Here is a 17332-nt window from a genome sequence, read left to right as displayed (position 1 = left end):
GGCGAGCCGTCAGTCGAGGTGCAATTGCGCCGATCCGTGCGGGCGCGGCGCTATTCGCTGCGGGTGTCGCAACTGGACGGGCGGGTGACGCTGACGCTGCCGGAACGGGCGTCGCTGCGCGAGGGGCTGGATTTCCTCAGCGACCGCGCCGACTGGGTGCGCAGCCATCTTGCGGCGCGTCCTCAGGCGATGACGGCGGTTCTGGGCGGCGAGGTGCCGTTCGAGGGCAAGCTGCTGCCGGTGCGCGGCGTCAAGGGCGTCAGAGGCCCGCGGATCGAAGACGGTGCGCTGATCGTGCCGCCGGATGAAGAGCGCGCCGCACAGCGCATTCAGGCCTTCCTGAAGCAGGCCGCGCGCGATCGGCTGGCGGCGGCGTCGGATGGCTTTGCCGCGCAGATCGGGCACAGCTATCGGCGGCTGACGCTGCGCGATACGCGCTCGCGCTGGGGGTCGTGCTCGGTGCAGGGCGATCTGATGTATTCGTGGCGGCTGATCATGGCCCCGCCCGAGATTCTGACCTATGTCGCCGCACATGAGGTCGCGCATCTGGCCGAGATGAATCACTCGCCCGCCTTCTGGAAAGTGGTGGCCGGTCTGTGCCCCGAATATGGCCGCCACCGCGCCTGGTTGAAGGGAAATGGTCAAAACCTGCACCGCCTGCGCTTCGGCGATTGACGGGCCGGGCTTTTGTGATCACATTTGCCTCATGAACCCATCTCTCAGACCCGTCGACTCGAGCGCGGCCGCGCATGAATTCGTCTACCGCACCCTGCGGACCCGGATCATGCATGGCGAATTGACACCCGGTGCGGCGCTGACGCTGCGCGGGGTGGGCAACCAATTCGGCGTGTCGATGACCCCGGCGCGCGAGGCCGTTCGGCGGCTGGTGGCCGAAGGGGCGCTGACGCTGTCCAGCTCGGGGCGGGTATCGACGCCGGAACTGTCGCAGGACCGGATCGAAGAACTGGCGGCGCTCAGGGCCTTGCTGGAACCGGAACTGGCGGCGCGGGCCTTGCCGCGGGCGCATTTGGCGCTGATCGACCGGTTGCAGACCATCAATGCCGGGATCGCCGAGGTGGTCAGCCGCAAGGACGCGGTCGGCTATATCCGCACCAATCTTGAATTCCACCGCACGCTGTATCTGCGGGCTCAGGCGCCGGCGATGCTGGCGATGATCGAGACCGTCTGGTTGCAGCTTGGGCCGACGATGCGGGCGCTCTATGGCCGTCTGGGGCGCACTGAGCCGCCCAAGCATCACCATGACATTCTGGCGGCGCTCAAGGCCGGAGACGAGCCCTCGCTGCGCCTGTCGGTGCGCACAGACGTCACGCAAGGCCTGCGCCTGCTGGTGGCCTGAACTCGACAGCTAAAATTTTACGAAAATTGCGACGGAAAATCCGTCCGGGGGCGTTTCAGGTTTATGACCGGGCTTATCCCTTCCCCGTCATGTTCCCTGACAACGGTGCTTATTCCCGTTCGCACCGTGTGGGCCGGTCGAAGGTGCGCCCTTCGACCGGCCCTTTTTTATCAGGCGTGGATTGCGCCGTCGCCACAGGCCAGCGCTGCTTCGCGGACGGCCTCGGAATAGGTCGGGTGGGCGTGGCAGGTCAGGGCAATGTCCTGAGCCGACGCGCCGAACTCCATCGCGACACAGATCTCGTGGATCATGTCACCCGCCGCCGGGCCGATGATGTGGCAGCCCAGAATGCGGTCGGTGGCCTGATCGACGATCAGTTTGACGAAACCGTCCCCTTGGAACACGGCCTTGGCGCGGGCGTTGCCCATGAAGCTGAACTTGCCGACCTTATAGGCGCGGCCTTCGGCCTTGAGCTGTTCTTCGGTCTGACCGACCGAGGCAACCTCGGGGGCGGTGTAGATCACGCCGGGGATCACGCCATAGTTCACGTGACCGGCCTTGCCTGCCAGAACCTCGGCGACGGCCATGCCTTCGTCCTCGGCTTTGTGGGCCAGCATCGGGCCGTCGATCGCATCGCCGATGGCATAGATGCCGGGCACGTTGGTGGCCCAGTGACCGTTGGTCTTGATCTGACCGCGCGGCTGCATTTCGACACCCAGCGCCTCAAGACCCAGACCGTCGGTGAACGGCTTGCGACCAGTGGCGACCAGCACCACGTCGGCATCCAGCGAATGTTCGCTGTCATCCTTGCGCAGCTTGTAGTTCACCTTGGCCTTGCCCTTGGCGGTTTCGACATTCTGCACGGCGGCGCCGAGAATGAACTCAAAACCCTGCTTTTTCAGCAGCTTCTGGAAGTTGCGGGCAACCTCGCCGTCCATGCCGGGGGTGATGGTGTCAAGAAATTCGACCACGGTTACTTCGGCACCAAGACGGGCATAGACCGAGCCCATTTCCAGACCGATCACGCCAGCGCCGATCACGACCAGCTTTTTCGGGATCTTCGGCAGTTCCAGCGCGCCGGTCGAGGTGACGACGATCTTTTCGTCCACTTCAACACCCGGCAGCGAGGCCGAAACCGAGCCCGAGGCCACAACGATATTCTTGGCATTATGCACGTCGTCGCCGACCTTGACCTTGCCGGCCTCGGGGATTGAGCCCCAGCCTTTCAGCCAATCGACCTTGTTCTTCTTGAACAGGAATTCGATGCCCTTGGTGTTCTGGCCGATGACGTCATCCTTATAGGCGATCATCTGTTTCCAGTCGACGGTCGGGGCTTTGCCCTTCAGGCCCATGGTCGCAAAGTTGTGCTCGGCTTCGTGCAGGCTGTGCGAGGCATGCAGCAGCGCCTTGGACGGGATGCAGCCCACGTTCAGGCAGGTGCCGCCAAGGGTCTCGCGCCCTTCGACACAGGCGGTTTTCAGGCCCAGCTGGGCACAACGGATCGCACAGACATAGCCGCCGGGGCCGCCGCCGATCACGATGACATCATAGTCAGCCATTTTTCTCTCCCATTTGCCCCGTGGGGCGGAATGATAAGGGCGGGCCGTGGCCCGCCCCGATAGTGTTGGTTGCTGTTACAGGGCCTTACAGATCCATCAGCAGGCGGCGCGGATCTTCCAGCGCCTCTTTGACGCGAACCAGGAAGGTCACGGCGCCTTTGCCGTCGACGATGCGGTGATCGTAGGACAGGGCCAGATACATCATCGGGCGGATCTCGATCTTGCCGTTGATGACCATTGGACGGTCCTGGATCTTGTGCATGCCCAGAATACCCGACTGCGGGGGGTTCAGGATCGGCGAGGACATCAGCGAGCCATAAACACCACCGTTCGAGATGGTGAAGGTGCCGCCCTGCATTTCAGCCATGGACAGTTTGCCGTCCTTGGCGCGCTTGCCTTTCTCGGCGATGGCTTTTTCGATCTCGGCAAACGACATCTTGTCGGCGTCGCGGATGACCGGAACGACCAGACCCTGCGGGGTGCCGGCGGCGATGCCCATGTGAACGAAGTTCTTATAGACGATGTCGGTGCCGTCGATCTCGGCGTTGACTTCGGGAACTTCTTTCAGCGCGTGGCAGCAAGCCTTGGTGAAGAAGGACATGAAGCCCAGACGGACGCCGTGTTTCTTCTCGAACAGGTCTTTGTATTGCGACCGCAGCGCCATGGCCTCGGTCATGTCCACCTCGTTATAGGTGGTCAGGATCGCGGCGTTGTTCTGCGCGTCTTTCAGGCGACGGGCGATGGTCTGACGCAGGCGGGTCATCTTGACGCGCTCTTCGCGGGCGGCGTCATCGGCGGCCACGGGGGCGCGCGGTGCAGCAGCCACAGCGGCGGGGGCCGCGACCGGGGCCAGAGCGGCCTTCAGCACGTCTTCTTTCATAATCCGACCGTCACGGCCCGAACCCTGAACATTGGCGGCGCTGATGCCTTTTTCCGCCATCAGCTTGTTGGCCGAGGGGGCGTTTTCGACGTCTTTGCCACCAGCCGTAGCCGCAGGAGCAGCCGCCGGGGCCGCAGCCGGAGCAGCCGCCGCAGCGCCCGCACCCGACGAGATCACGGCCAGTTTGGCCGAGGCATCGACGGTGCTGCCTTCGGGGGCAAGGATTTCGGTCAGCACACCAGCCGCAGGGGCGGGGACTTCGACCGAAACCTTATCGGTTTCCAGTTCGCACAGCATCTCGTCCTGAGCGACCGCATCCCCGACCTTTTTGAACCAGGTCGAAACAGTGGCTTCGGTGACGCTTTCGCCAAGGGTCGGCACCATCACGTCGACGCTGGCACCGCCAGCCGCCGCCGCCGGAGCAGCCGCAGCAGCAGGCGCCGCCGCCGGAGCCGAAGCAGCAGCCGCGCCGCCTTCGGTGATCGTGGCCAGCAGGGCATCAACGCCGACGGTTTCGCCTTCGGCAGCAACGATCTCGGCCAGGACACCTGCGGTTTGGGCCGACACTTCGACCGTAACCTTGTCAGTTTCCAGCTCGCAGAGCATTTCATCGACCGCAACCGCATCGCCAGGTTTTTTGAACCAGGTTGCGACGGTGGCTTCGGTGACGCTTTCGCCCAGAGTGGGCACGCGGACTTCTGTGGACATGGTTGATTACCCTTCGATGGTCAGTGCTTCGTTCACGAGCGCAGATTGTTGAGCTTTGTGCTGGCTTGCCAGACCGGTAGCCGGCGACGCCGATGCATTCCGCCCGACATAGCGCGGGCGCTGATGGGTGGCGCCGATACGGGTCAGCACCCATTCGATATTGGGTTCGATGAAGGTCCAGGCGCCCTGGTTCTTGGGTTCTTCCTGACACCAAACCATTTCGGCCTGCGGGAAGCGGGCCAGTTCTTTGGCCAGCGAAATGGCCGGGAACGGATAGAATTGCTCGACCCGCAGCAGATAGACATCGTCGATGCCCCGCGCGTCGCGCTCTTCCAGAAGGTCGTAATAGACTTTGCCCGAGCACATGACGACGCGCTTGATCTTGTCATCGGCCACCAGTTTGGTGTCCGAATTGCCATGTTGCGCATCATCCCACAGCACGCGGTGGAACGACGACCCGGTGGTGAAATCTTCGGTCGTGGACACGCACATCTTGTGACGCAGCAGCGACTTCGGAGTCATCAGCACCAGCGGTTTGCGGAAGCTGCGGTGCAGCTGGCGGCGCAGGATGTGGAAATAGTTCGCCGGGGTCGAACAGTTGGCCACGATCCAGTTGTCTTCGGCGCAAAGCTGCAGGAACCGCTCAAGACGGGCGGACGAGTGCTCGGGGCCCTGGCCCTCGAACCCGTGCGGCAGCAGCATCACCAGACCCGACATCCGCAGCCATTTGCGTTCGCCCGAGTTGATGAACTGGTCGAACATGATCTGCGCACCGTTGGCGAAGTCGCCGAACTGGGCTTCCCACATCACCAGCGCGTTGGGTTCGGCCAGCGAATAGCCGTATTCAAAGCCCAGAACCGCGTATTCCGACAGCATCGAGTCGATGACCTCGTAATGGGCCTGACCCTCGCGGATGTTGTTCAGCGGGTAATAGCGTTCTTCCGAGTCCTGACTGATCAGGCCCGAGTGGCGCTGCGAGAAGGTGCCGCGCGTGCTGTCCTGACCGGCCAGACGCACCGGATAACCTTCGGTCAGCAACGAGCCAAAGGCCAAGGCCTCGGCGGTGGCCCAGTCAAAGCCCTTGCCACTATCGAACATTTCTTTTTTCGATTCCAGCAGGCGGCCGACGGTCTTGTGCAGGGCAAAGCCTTCGGGCGCCGTGGTCAGGGCTGCGCCGACATCTTTCAGGGTTTCCGGCGTGATCGACGTATCGCCGCGCTGGTAATCCTCGCCTTCGCGTTTCAGGTGCGACCAGCGCCCGTCCAGCCAGTCGGCCTTGTTGGGCTTGTATTCCTTACCGGCTTCGAACTCTTCGTTCAGATGCGCCTGGAACGCGGCTTTCATGTCCTCGATCTCGCCTTCGGGGATCAGCCCGTCGGCGACCAGACGGTCGGTATAGAGTTGCAGCGTGGTCTTGTGGGTCTTGATCTTCTTATACATCACCGGGTTGGTGAACATCGGCTCGTCGCCTTCGTTGTGACCGAAGCGGCGATAGCAGAAGATGTCGATGACAGCGTCTTTGTGGAACTTCTGGCGGAACTCGGTCGCCACTTTGGCAGCGTGCACCACGGCTTCCGGGTCGTCGCCGTTAACGTGGAAGATCGGTGCCTCGACGACCAGCGCGTTGTCGGTCGGGTAGGGCGAGCTGCGCGAGAAGTGCGGCGCAGTGGTAAAGCCGATCTGGTTGTTCACGACGATATGGATCGTGCCGCCGGTGCGGTGACCGCGCAGGCCCGACAGGGCGAAACATTCGGCCACGATGCCCTGACCGGCGAATGCCGCGTCACCATGCAGCAGGATCGGAATGACGGTCGTGCGATCCGGATCACCGTTCTGGTCGGTCTTGGCGCGGGCCTTGCCCAGCACGACCGGGTTCACCGCCTCAAGATGCGACGGGTTGGCAGTCAGGCCAAGGTGCACCTTGTTGCCGTCGAATTCGCGGTCCGAGCTGGCGCCGAGGTGATATTTCACGTCGCCCGAGCCGTCCACGTCTTCGGGTTTGAAGCTGCCGCCCTGGAATTCGTTGAAAATGGCGCGATAGGGTTTGGCCATCACGTTGGCCAGCACCGACAGACGACCGCGGTGCGGCATGCCGATGACGATTTCCTTGGCACCCAAGGCACCGCCGCGCTTGATGATCTGTTCCATCGCGGGGATCAGGCTTTCACCGCCGTCCAGACCGAACCGCTTGGTGCCCATGTATTTCACATGCAGGAATTTCTCAAAGCCTTCGGCCTCGACCAGCTTGTTCAGGATGGCGCGGCGGCCTTCGCGGGTAAAGTGGATCTCTTTGCCATAGCCCTCGATCCGCTCTTTCAGCCAAGCGGCCTGTTCGGGGTCCGAGATGTGCATGTATTGCAGGGCAAACGTGCCGCAATAGGTGCGTTTGACGATGTCCAGAATCTGACGCAGCGTGGCGATCTGCAGGCCAAGCACGTTGTCGATAAAGATCGGGCGATCCATGTCGGCTTCGGTGAAGCCATAGGATTTCGGGTCCAGTTCCGGGTGCGGCGTCGCATCGCGCATGCCCAGCGGATCAAGGTCGGCGACCAGATGGCCGCGGATACGATAGGCGCGGATGATCATCAACGCGCGGATCGAGTCGAGCACGGCACGCTTCACGGCGTCGTCGCTGAGTTCGACGCCTTTTTCGGCGGCTTTGGCTTGAATTTTTTGGGCGGCACCCTTGGCTTCGGCCGGGGCGGTGGCGGGCCATTGGCCGTCAAGAGCGGCAGTCAGGTCGTCATTGGGAACCGGCGGCCAGTCAGCGCGCAGCCACGACGGACCGGCGGCTTCGGCCTTGACGTCCATCTCGGAGTCGCCAAGCGCAGCGAAAAACTGTTGCCACGTTTCATCGACCGCACTGGGGTCATTGGCGTAACGGGCGTAAAGCTGCTCTATATATTCCGCGTTATGGCCTTGCAGAAAAGAAGAGGCATGGAAGACGTCGTTCGAAGATTGGTCCGTCATGGTTCCACCTGACTGTTGAATGCTGCGCCCCCGGCAGCAGGACCGGGGGCGCAGGGATTATGTCTTACTTTCCGATAGCAGCCAGAACGGCTTCGCCAAGGCCGGCGGGGCTTTCGGCGACAACGATACCAGCCGATTTCATGGCTTCGATCTTGTCTTCAGCGCCACCCTTGCCGCCTGCGACGATCGCACCGGCGTGACCCATGCGGCGGCCCGGAGGCGCCGTGCGGCCTGCGATGAAACCGGCGACCGGCTTTTTACGGCCTCGCTTGGCTTCGTCTTTCAGGAACTGAGCGGCCTCTTCTTCGGCCGAACCACCGATCTCGCCGATCATGATGATCGACTCGGTTTCATCGTCGGCCAGGAACCATTCCAGCACGTCGATGTGTTCGGTGCCTTTGATCGGGTCGCCGCCGATGCCGACGCAGGTCGACTGGCCCAGACCAACGTCCGAGGTCTGTTTCACGGCTTCATAGGTCAACGTCCCCGAGCGCGAGACAACACCAACGGTGCCGCGCTTGTGGATGTGGCCGGGCATGATGCCGATCTTGCAGGCGTCCGGGGTGATCACACCGGGGCAGTTCGGGCCGATCAGGATCGACTTGCTGTCCATCAGCGCGCGCTTGACTTTCATCATGTCCAGCACCGGAATGCCTTCGGTGATGCAGACGATCAGCTCCATCTCGGCGTCGATCGCTTCGAGGATCGAGTCAGCCGCGAACGGCGGCGGAACATAGATGACCGAGGCGTTGGCTTCGGTGATCGCCTTGGCTTCGTGAACCGAGTTGAACACCGGCAGGCCCAGATGCTCCATGCCACCTTTGCCCGGCGTTACACCGCCGACCATCTTGGTGCCATAAGCAATCGCCTGTTCCGAGTGGAACGTGCCCTGCGAGCCGGTGAAGCCCTGACAGATGACTTTTGTATTTTCGTTTACGAGAACAGCCATTCTTCTTACCCCTTCACCGCTTTCACGATCTTCTCGGCACCGTCTTTCAGGTTATCCGCGGCGATCACGTTCAGGCCGGAGTTATTGATGATCTCCTTGCCTTTCTCGACGTTCGTGCCTTCCAGACGCACGACCAGCGGAACTTTGAGGCCCACTTCTTTCACAGCCGCGACCACGCCTTCGGCGATGACGTCACAACGCATGATGCCGCCGAAGATGTTCACAAGGATGCCCTTCACGTTGGGATCCGAGGTGATGATCTTGAAGGCTTCGGTCACTTTCTCGGTGGTGGCGCCGCCACCCACGTCAAGGAAGTTGGCCGGTTCGGCACCATACAGTTTGATGATGTCCATGGTGGCCATCGCCAGACCGGCGCCGTTCACCATACAGCCGATTTCACCTTCCAGCGCGATGTAGTTCAGATCGAACTTCGACGCGGCCAGTTCTTTCGGGTCTTCTTCGGTTTCGTCGCGCAGGGCGGCGATGTCCGAGTGGCGATAGACGGCGTTGCCGTCGAACCCGACCTTGGCGTCCAGAACCTTGAGGTTGCCCTCGTCGGTGACGATCAGCGGGTTGATCTCCAGCATCTCCATATCCTTCTCGACGAAGGCTTTGTAGAGCAGGCCCATCAGACCGACGCACTGTTTCACCTGAGCGCCTTGCAGGCCCAGAGCGAACGCGATGCGGCGACCGTGGAACTGTTGATAGCCGGTGGCCGGATCAACAGCGAAAGACAGGATTTTCTCGGGGGTGCTTGCAGCGACCTCTTCGATGTCCATGCCGCCTTCGGTCGAACATACGAACGAAATGCGCGAAGACCCGCGATCAACCAGCAGAGCCAGATACAGTTCGCGTTCGATCCCCGAGCCATCTTCGATATAGATGCGGTTGACCTGTTTGCCCGCCGGGCCGGTCTGGTGGGTCACAAGGGTGCGGCCCAGCATCTTTTTGGCTTCGTTGGCGGCTTCTTCGACCGATTTGGCAAGGCGGACACCGCCTTTGTCGCCGGCATCGGCTTCTTTGAATTTGCCTTTGCCGCGACCACCTGCGTGGATCTGGGCCTTGACGACCCAGAGCGGGCCATCAAGTTCACCCGCTGCGGTTTTAGCTTCATCTGCTTTCAGAACGACACGGCCATCAGAGACCGGGGCGCCGTAGGAACGAAGGAGAGCCTTCGCCTGATACTCATGAATGTTCATGAAGTGAGTCCCGTTCTAGTGCAATTCACTGGCGGTAATGCCACGCCATTGCGCACAAATAAAAGGTTTTTATGGGTGTTGGCGGTAATAAGTGGAAAAATGTGAGGTTTGTGATCACGCCATTCGGGCGCGTGATCACAAATGTCGTTCCGCAACGTAAGTCGCAGTCCGTTCAAGGTGATTCGTGGCGGATTATTTGCTGATCAGGCGCCAGAACCAACCGCTTCTTGCGCTGTCACTGCTCAGCTGCCGGTCGCCTCGGATCAGGTTGCGCACTAGGAACATAAAGAAACGGCCATAGACCTTCTCAGGTGGCGGCGGGGTCAGCCCGTCCATCTTTCGGTGAAAGCGTGAGCTGTGCAGGACGCGCGGCGCGGGGACGGTCCAGTTCGAGGTGTAAATGCGCTCGTGTTTCCGCCAGTTGTATTCTTCGGGCATGATGGCAAGGCTGACATCATGAAGCCATAGCAATTCGCGCAGGATCGGCTGATCTCTGGTCAAACCCTGCTCGGCCAAGGCTTCGTTCGCTTCTGTCAGAAACCGTTTTGTTCGCTCGTTCTTGCGCACGCCCATGACGCCGCTATTGATTTGCGGAAAGCTGTTGGGCAAAGGCACACGCCATGTGCGGGTGGCAAAGGGCATGTTCCGGTTCTGCACATGCGCGGCAGATACGTCAAACCGGTTCAAAAGCCAAAACGCATCCGACAGGTCGGCAATGACCACAAGATCAACGTCCAGATAGATTGTGCGTTGAAACCTGGATCGTAAAAGCGCTTCGAACTTCGGCCGAAACCAAGATTTTTCTAACGGATGCACCTGATCGAAAACGCCGTCGGGCACCGGGCAATCGGTGTAGAGGTCGATGGCGACGCCGGGGTTGCTTGTGCGCAGAGACTGCGCGGCCTGCACGGCCAGTGCGGCGTATTTCTCGCCCGAGGCGCCGAAGACAAAGCCCCGGTCATCGGTCGCCGGGTCAATTTGTTCGGGCCAGACCGGGAACTGAGCTTCAGTCATGGTCACGGGACCTCGCTTAACAAAAAGAGGCGGCGAAAATCGCCGCCTCTGATGTCTGTCTGCGATCGTATCGCTTATGCCAGCGAGCTGTCGATGCCTTTGCAGGCGTCGACCAGACCTTTGACCGCGTCGACCGATTTGTCGAACATGACCTGCTCTTCTTTCGACAGCTTGATGTCGACGATCTTTTCGATGCCGTTGGCGCCGATGATGGTCGGAACGCCGACATACATGCCTTTCAGGCCGAACTCGCCATCGCAATAGGCGGCGCAGGGCAGCAGGCGCTTTTGGTCTTTCAGATAGGCTTCGGCCATTTCGATGGCGCTGGTGGCCGGGGCGTAATAGGCCGAACCGGTTTTCAGCAGGCCGACGATCTCGGCACCACCGTCACGGGTGCGCTGAACGATGGCGTCCAGTTTCTCTTGCGTGGTCCAGCCCATTTCGATCAGGTCCGGCAGCGGGATGCCGCCAACGGTCGAATACCGCACCGACGGAACCATGGTGTCGCCGTGGCCGCCCAGAACGAAGGCGGTGACGTCTTTCATCGACACATCGAATTCCACCGACAGGAAGTGGCGGAAGCGGGCCGAGTCCAGAACGCCGGCCATGCCGACGACTTTATTCGCGGGCAGACCCGAGAACTGCTGCAGCGCCCAAACCATGGCGTCCAGCGGGTTGGTGATGCAGATCACGAACGCGTTCGGAGCATTGGCAGCAATGCCTTCACCGACCGACTTCATGACTTTCAGGTTGATGCCCAGCAGGTCGTCGCGGCTCATGCCGGGTTTGCGCGGCACACCGGCGGTCACGATGATCACATCGGCGCCAGCAATGTCTGCATAATCGGTGGTGCCTTTCAGCGAGGCGTCAAAGCCTTCCGACGGGCCGGATTCAGCGATATCCAGGGCTTTACCCTGCGGCGTGCCGTCAGCAATGTCGAACAGGACGACATCGCCCAGTTCTTTCAGTGCAACGAGGTGGGCAAGGGTGCCGCCGATTTGTCCGGCGCCGATAAGGGCAATCTTGGGTCTGGCCATTGTGTTAGGTCCCCGATCTGGTTGAAATTCGACGAATGCCTATCCATTCGTGACGCTACGCGCAAGGATGTTGCGTGGCGTTAGCGTAAACTTGGCCTTTTTTATCCCGAGTCTTTGACCTAAACCGGCATCCCACGCTGCCGTCAGGAGGCTTTGCCGTGATCCAGTTCGATCTGATGTTTTTCGCGGTGGCGATTCCTGCGGTGATGTTTGCCGGAATCTCGAAAGCCGGGTTCGGGTCGGGGGCCGCTTTTGCCGCGACACCTTTATTGGCGCTGATCCTGCCGCCCTCGGCTGCGGTGGGGCTGATGTTGCCGCTACTGATGCTGGTCGATCTGTCGACATTGCGGCCATATTGGAAGCGCTGGGACGGTCGCGCAGCCCTGCTGTTGATCCTTGGCGCGGTGCCCGGCGTCATCCTTGGCGCGTTGCTGTATCGCATGACCAACCCCGATGTGTTTCGCTTTCTGATCGGGACGGTTGCGGTGACCTTTGTTCTGTATCAGTTGGCGATGAAGAACGGCCTGTTGCGTCCGCGCAGCCGCCCGTTTCCACCGGCGGGCGCGGTGGTGGCCGGAACCACTGCCGGGTTCACCAGCTTTGTCAGCCACGCCGGAGGGCCGCCGGTGGCGATCTACCTTTTGTCCTCGGGCATGGGCAAAACCACCTTTCAGGCCACGACGGTTCTGACCTTCTGGGCGATCAACCTGATGAAATTCGTGCCCTACGCCGGTCTGGGGATCTTTACGCCCGAAACGCTGAAGGCCGACCTGATGCTGGCGCCGGTTGCGCTGATCGGCGCTTATCTGGGGGTGCGGGCGCATCACCTTGTGCCCGAGCGTCTGTTTTTTACCCTGACCTATGCCTTGTTGCTGGCAACCGGGTCGAAACTGATCTGGGACGCGCTGAGCTGATTGATATTTTCTGCATTGCGGCAAATCGGGGGTTGCCATTTGCTGCGCGCCTGTGATGTTTTGCGCAACAAAATTGCGGAGACTAGAATCATGACAGCTCAGGCGCGCCCCTATCGTTCGGTGCTTTATATCCCCGGCTCGAAAGAGCGGGCGTTGGAAAAGGCCAAGACCCTGCCGGTCGATGCGATCATCTTTGACCTCGAAGACGCGGTTGCGATCGAGGAAAAGGTCAACGCCCGGACTTTGCTGGCCGAAACGCTGGCGGCGGGCGGCTTTGGCCCGCGGGCCAAAATCGTGCGGGTGAACGGTCTGGACAGCGAATGGGGCCGCGACGACGTGCTGGCCTTTGTCGGTGCCGAGATCGACGCGATCCTGATCCCGAAAGTGGGCAGCGCCGCCGATGTTCAGGCCGTGGCCGAGCTGATCCCTGATGTGCCGCTGTGGGCGATGATGGAAACCCCGATCGGCATGATCAACGCGCACCAGATTGCCGCGCATCCGCGCATGGCCGGTTTCGTGATGGGCACCAACGATCTGGGGAAAGAGCTGAAATGCCGGTTCCGCGCTGATCGCCTGCCGATGCTGACCTCGCTGCAACTGTGCCTGCTGGCTGCCCGCGCCGAGGGCATTGTTGCCGTCGATGGCGTTTATAATGCCTTCAAGGATGACGACGGCCTGCAAGCCGAATGCGATCAGGGCCGCGACATGGGCTTTGACGGCAAGACGCTGATCCATCCGGCTCAGGTGGCGATTGCCAATGCCGCTTTTGCCCCGACCGAGGCCGAGATCGATCTGGCCCGCCGCCAGATCGCCGCCTTTGAAGAGGCCGAAAAGGCCGGACTGGGCGTTGCGGTTGTCGATGGTAAAATCGTCGAGAACCTGCATATCGTCACCGCGAAAGAGACGCTGGCCAAAGCGGCTGCGATCGCGGTTCTGGAAGGTGGGGAATGACACTTCTTATAATAGGGCTTCTGCTGTGGAGCGTGGCCCATCTGTTCAAGCGCCTTGCGCCGAACCTGCGTGCGCGACTGGGAAACACCGCCAAGGGCGGCGTTGCCGTGGCCTTGTTCGTTTCCATCGTGCTGATGGTGCTGGGCTATCGCAGTGCTGACACCGCGACCCTGTGGGCACTGCCCGCGTGGACGACGCATGTGAATAACACGCTGATGCTGCTGGCGGTGGCGCTGTTGGGGCTGGGCAATTCCAAAAGCCGTCTGCGCGGCACGCTGCGGCATCCGATGCTGCTGGGCGTGCTGACATGGGCGGTGGCGCATCTGCTGGTCAACGGCGATCTGGCCTCGCTGGTGCTGTTCGGCGGTTTGGGGCTGTGGTCGCTGTTCCAGATGACCGCGATCAATGCCCGTCAGCCGAATTGGGACCGCTGGACCGGCGGCAGCTTTGCCGGCGATATCCGCCTGGGCGTGATTACAGTGGTTGTTTACGGGGTGATTATTGCCATCCACAGCTGGATTGGTCTGTCACCCATTCCGGGGATGTAAGCATGAAGGCCTATCGTCTGCTGACCGAAGAAGACACTTCGGCCTTTTGTCACAAGGTGACCGAGGCCCTGTCAAAAGGATGGGAGCTGTATGGCAACCCGTCCTATGCCTATGACGCCGCCACCGGCAAAATGCGCTGTGCGCAAGCGGTGGTGAAAGAAACCGAGGGCACGTATTCGCCCGATATGAAACTGGGGGCGCTCTGAGATGGCCAAGACCAACGCCGGCAATTTTTTCGAAGACTACAAGATCGGGCAAGTGATCCGTCACGCTGTGCCGCGCACCGTTTCCGGGGGCGAGCGGGCGCTGTATCACGCGCTGTATCCGGCGCGGCATGCTTTGTATTCGTCGGATGAATTCGCCCGGGCCGCTGGCCTGCCGGGCGCGCCGATGGACGATCTGATCACCTTTCACACCGTGTTCGGCAAAACCGTGCCCGATGTGTCGCTGAACGCGGTGGCCAACCTTGGCTATGCCGAGGGTCGGTTCCTGAAGCCGGTCTATGAGGGCGACACGCTGCGGTCGGAATCCGAGGTGATCGGGCTGAAGCAGAACTCGAACGGCAAATCCGGCGTGGTCTATGTCCGCACGCGCGGCCTGAACCAGCGTGACGAGGCGGTGCTGGAATATGTGCGCTGGGTGATGGTGCGCAAACGCGATCAGGATGCCCCGGCGCCTGAAGCCGTGCTGCCTGATCTGGCCAAAGTGGTTCCGGCCTCGGATCTGGTGATCCCCGAAGGCCTGACCTTCCGGAACTACGATTTCGATCTGGCGGGCGAGGCGCATCGCTGGGGCGATTACGAGGTGGGCGAGCAGATCGACCATGTCGATGGCGTGACCATCGAAGAGGCCGAGCACATGATCGCCACCCGGCTGTGGCAGAACACCGCCAAGGTGCATTTCGACGCAACCTTCCGGCCCGATGGCCAGCGGCTGATCTATGGCGGCCATGTGATCTCGATGGCGCGGGCGCTGTCGTTCAACGGGCTGGCCAACGCGCAGATGATCGTCGGCCTGAACGGTGGCGCGCATGCGAACCCCTGTTTCAGCGGCGATACCGTCAAAGCGTGGTCCGAGGTTCTGGACAAGGCCGAGACCAGCGCGCCGGGTGTTGGCGCGATCCGGCTGCGGCTGGTGGCGACCAAGGGCGGCGCACCCTTCGCCCTGAAGGGTGAAGACGGGAAATATCTGCCCGAGGTCCTGCTGGATCTGGATTACTGGGCGCTGATTCCGGTTTGATGAAATCGCTGTCATAAAACTGACAAAAATTTCAGCACTGCTTATTTTTTTTGCACCCTGCAGGGCATTTGGGCGCTGCGGGGTGTAATTTTTTCGTGGCCTTTTTGCAACTGCAGCATTTTTGCGCTTGAGACCGTCCGGTATCCGCATAGAGATCGGTTCGGTAAATAACCCAACGGCCTGAAAACAGGAGCAAAGAGAACGATGAACAAATTCAATTACGCCGCAGCGGGCGCCCTTGCCCTGGCACTGTCCGCCGGTGTCGCCCAAGCAGAAGTTTCGCTGAGCTATGGCGCCACCCTGACCTCGAACTACGTCTACGCTGGCGTGACCCAGACCATGGACGGCGCTGCCATCCAGCCCTACGTCGAAGTCGCCAGCGATCTGGGCTTCTACGCCGGTATCTGGGCGTCGAACGTCGATTTCGCATCGGCCGACAACTTTGAATACGACCTCTATGTCGGTTACGGCGGCAGCTTCGGTTCCGTTGACTATGACGTGGCGTATATCGGCTATTACTACGATGACTCGGGCTTTGCCAGCGACGAGCTTGCTCTGACCTTCTCGTATGCTCTGACCGACACCATCAGCGCCAGCTCGTCGGTTTCCAGCTATCTGGACGGCACCGGTTCGTTCACCCAGGGCTTCACCTTCGCGATTGCCGACGCCTATGAAATCGGCGCCGAGATCACCACCGATCTGGAAGGTTACGAAGACTGGAACATCGGCGTGACCCGCGCGATCAACGACAATGTTTCGGTGGACCTGCGTTACCACCAGGCCGAAGGTCTGGACGCACTGTTCACCCTGTCGATCTCGATCGACAGCTAAGTTCGGGACAGTCGAACATCAGCCGCCCCTGGTTCTGCCAAGGGCGGCTTTTTTGTGATCGCAAAAACTTTCGCTGTGATCACAACCGACGAAAAACACCGAAAAATCAAAAAAAACAGCCGCAAACCGCTTGAACCTCGTGACTCGGGCCAAAAAATCGTTATCACAAAGTCCCAAATAACCGCGCGCGCGCGACAGCGATAAAGGGACACGCTATGGCTGACGTAAACCGGGGGAACCGGCCGCTTTCCCCCCACCTTCAGATTTATCGCCCTCAACTGACCTCGATCACCTCGATCCTGACCCGTATCACCGGTGTCAGCCTTCTGGCTGGCGCGCTGCTGGTGGTGTGGTGGTTCCTGGCTGCGTCGACCGGCGAGGGCTATTTCGATCTGGCCGATGGCCTGATGACGTCGCTGCTGGGCGACATCGTGATGGTGCTGTCGCTTTGGGCGCTGTGGTATCACACGCTGGCCGGTCTGCGTCACCTGATCTGGGACAGCGGCCGCTGCCTTGAGATCAACGCCGCCACCCGTCTGGGGTGGATCGTCATCATCGGGTCGGTTGTTCTGACCCTGTTCACCGTCGCTGTGATCTGAGGAGGCTGGCATGGCATTTCTGACCGACCGTAAACGCGCCGTGGGCATGGGCGCCGCACATACCGGCACTGCTCATCACTGGCGCATGACCGTCAGCTCGGGCGGGCTGTTGATTCTGGTTCCGCTGTTCGTCTTTACCTTTGGCCCGATGCTGGGCGCATCGCATGCCGAGGTGGTCGAGTATTTCGGCCACCCGTTCCCGGCCATCGTCGCGGCGCTGACCATCTGGGCCGGCTTCATGCACTTCAAGAACGGCGTGCAGGCGGCAATCGAAGATTACACCCACGGCATGACCCGCGAAATCCTGATCATTGGCGCGGTTTGCCTGAGCTATGCCGCAGCGGCGACCGGCATTTTTGCCATCGCCCGCCTCGCGCTGTAAGGAGCACCGAAAGACTATGGCTGCATACGAATTTGAAACACACAACTATGACGTCGTGGTTGTGGGGGCCGGTGGCTCGGGTCTGCGCGCGACGCTGGGCATGGCGGAACAAGGGCTGCGCACCGCTTGCGTGACCAAGGTGTTCCCGACCCGCTCGCACACGGTTGCTGCGCAGGGCGACATCGCCGCGTCCTT

Annotated in this window: 18 protein-coding genes; 11 read left to right on the top strand and 7 right to left on the bottom strand. The window is 61.0% G+C overall.

The window, feature by feature from the left end; genetic code table 11:
- Both ABYW26_RS01890 and ABYW26_RS01885 read left to right on the top strand, forming a co-directional pair.
- The coding region (locus ABYW26_RS01890) for a M48 family metallopeptidase (RefSeq protein ID WP_372603030.1) at positions 1 to 675 on the top strand (675 nt) is incomplete at its 5' end.
- Positions 676 to 706: 31 nt separating this feature from the next.
- Positions 707 to 1357: a GntR family transcriptional regulator gene (locus tag ABYW26_RS01885; protein WP_372603029.1), complete on the top strand. Its 651-nt coding sequence runs from the start codon at positions 707 to 709 to the stop codon at positions 1355 to 1357.
- A gap of 170 nt (positions 1358 to 1527) precedes the next feature.
- Here ABYW26_RS01885 and lpdA read toward each other — a convergent pair whose 3' ends face one another.
- From lpdA to mdh, 7 genes are all read right to left on the bottom strand, one after another.
- The gene (gene lpdA / locus ABYW26_RS01880) at positions 1528 to 2916 is read right to left on the bottom strand and encodes a dihydrolipoyl dehydrogenase (RefSeq protein WP_372603028.1); all 1389 of its coding nucleotides are present in this window, start codon (positions 2914 to 2916) and stop codon (positions 1528 to 1530) included.
- 85 nt (positions 2917 to 3001) lie between these two features.
- A complete protein-coding gene (gene odhB, locus ABYW26_RS01875; protein WP_372603027.1) occupies positions 3002 to 4504 on the bottom strand; it encodes a 2-oxoglutarate dehydrogenase complex dihydrolipoyllysine-residue succinyltransferase in 1503 nt (500 codons plus the stop codon).
- A gap of 6 nt (positions 4505 to 4510) precedes the next feature.
- A complete protein-coding gene (locus tag ABYW26_RS01870) occupies positions 4511 to 7474 on the bottom strand; it encodes a 2-oxoglutarate dehydrogenase E1 component (protein WP_372603026.1) in 2964 nt (987 codons plus the stop codon).
- 64 nt (positions 7475 to 7538) lie between these two features.
- Positions 7539 to 8423: a succinate--CoA ligase subunit alpha gene (gene sucD, locus ABYW26_RS01865; RefSeq protein ID WP_372603025.1), complete on the bottom strand. Its 885-nt coding sequence runs from the start codon at positions 8421 to 8423 to the stop codon at positions 7539 to 7541.
- 5 nt (positions 8424 to 8428) lie between these two features.
- Positions 8429 to 9622 carry an ADP-forming succinate--CoA ligase subunit beta gene (gene sucC, locus ABYW26_RS01860; protein WP_372603024.1) on the bottom strand — a complete coding sequence of 398 codons (1194 nt, stop codon included), beginning with the start codon at positions 9620 to 9622 and terminating at the stop codon, positions 8429 to 8431.
- Between the two features lie 192 nt (positions 9623 to 9814).
- Entirely contained in the window at positions 9815 to 10636 is an 822-nt protein-coding gene (locus ABYW26_RS01855; RefSeq protein WP_372603023.1) for a putative nucleotide-diphospho-sugar transferase, read from the bottom strand.
- A gap of 74 nt (positions 10637 to 10710) precedes the next feature.
- The gene (mdh, locus tag ABYW26_RS01850; protein ID WP_372603022.1) at positions 10711 to 11673 is read right to left on the bottom strand and encodes a malate dehydrogenase; all 963 of its coding nucleotides are present in this window, start codon (positions 11671 to 11673) and stop codon (positions 10711 to 10713) included.
- 158 nt (positions 11674 to 11831) lie between these two features.
- On the opposite strand from mdh, the gene ABYW26_RS01845 reads away from it, so the two are divergent.
- The 9 genes from ABYW26_RS01845 to ABYW26_RS01805 form a co-directional block, all read left to right on the top strand.
- Complete coding sequence (locus tag ABYW26_RS01845; RefSeq protein ID WP_372603020.1) at positions 11832 to 12587, top strand: sulfite exporter TauE/SafE family protein; 756 nt, start codon at positions 11832 to 11834, stop codon at positions 12585 to 12587.
- Between the two features lie 90 nt (positions 12588 to 12677).
- Positions 12678 to 13538 (top strand): CoA ester lyase, encoded by an 861-nt coding sequence (locus tag ABYW26_RS01840; protein WP_372603019.1) that lies wholly within the window; start codon positions 12678 to 12680, stop codon positions 13536 to 13538.
- On the top strand, positions 13535 to 14086 hold the full coding sequence (locus ABYW26_RS01835) for an NnrU family protein (protein WP_372603018.1): 552 nt from the start codon (positions 13535 to 13537) through the stop codon (positions 14084 to 14086). Before ABYW26_RS01840 ends, ABYW26_RS01835 begins: the two co-directional genes overlap by 4 nt.
- A gap of 2 nt (positions 14087 to 14088) precedes the next feature.
- Positions 14089 to 14292: a DUF1737 domain-containing protein gene (locus tag ABYW26_RS01830; protein WP_372603017.1), complete on the top strand. Its 204-nt coding sequence runs from the start codon at positions 14089 to 14091 to the stop codon at positions 14290 to 14292.
- A 1-nt stretch (position 14293) separates the two neighbouring features.
- Positions 14294 to 15325 (top strand): MaoC family dehydratase, encoded by a 1032-nt coding sequence (locus ABYW26_RS01825; protein WP_372603015.1) that lies wholly within the window; start codon positions 14294 to 14296, stop codon positions 15323 to 15325.
- A 204-nt stretch (positions 15326 to 15529) separates the two neighbouring features.
- Entirely contained in the window at positions 15530 to 16156 is a 627-nt protein-coding gene (locus tag ABYW26_RS01820) for a TorF family putative porin (RefSeq protein ID WP_372603013.1), read from the top strand.
- Between the two features lie 215 nt (positions 16157 to 16371).
- Positions 16372 to 16755, top strand: a complete 384-nt coding sequence (sdhC, locus tag ABYW26_RS01815; protein WP_372603011.1) for a succinate dehydrogenase, cytochrome b556 subunit — start codon at positions 16372 to 16374, stop codon at positions 16753 to 16755.
- A gap of 10 nt (positions 16756 to 16765) precedes the next feature.
- Positions 16766 to 17137, top strand: a complete 372-nt coding sequence (locus ABYW26_RS01810) for a succinate dehydrogenase, hydrophobic membrane anchor protein (RefSeq protein WP_372603010.1) — start codon at positions 16766 to 16768, stop codon at positions 17135 to 17137.
- A gap of 16 nt (positions 17138 to 17153) precedes the next feature.
- Positions 17154 to 17332 (top strand): FAD-binding protein (locus tag ABYW26_RS01805; protein ID WP_372603031.1); only part of this gene is annotated, 179 nt, incomplete at its 3' end.

Source organism: Actibacterium sp. (assembly GCF_041584535.1).
Lineage (GTDB): Bacteria > Pseudomonadota > Alphaproteobacteria > Rhodobacterales > Rhodobacteraceae > Actibacterium_D.
This window is presented reverse-complemented; position numbering and strand designations above follow the sequence as displayed.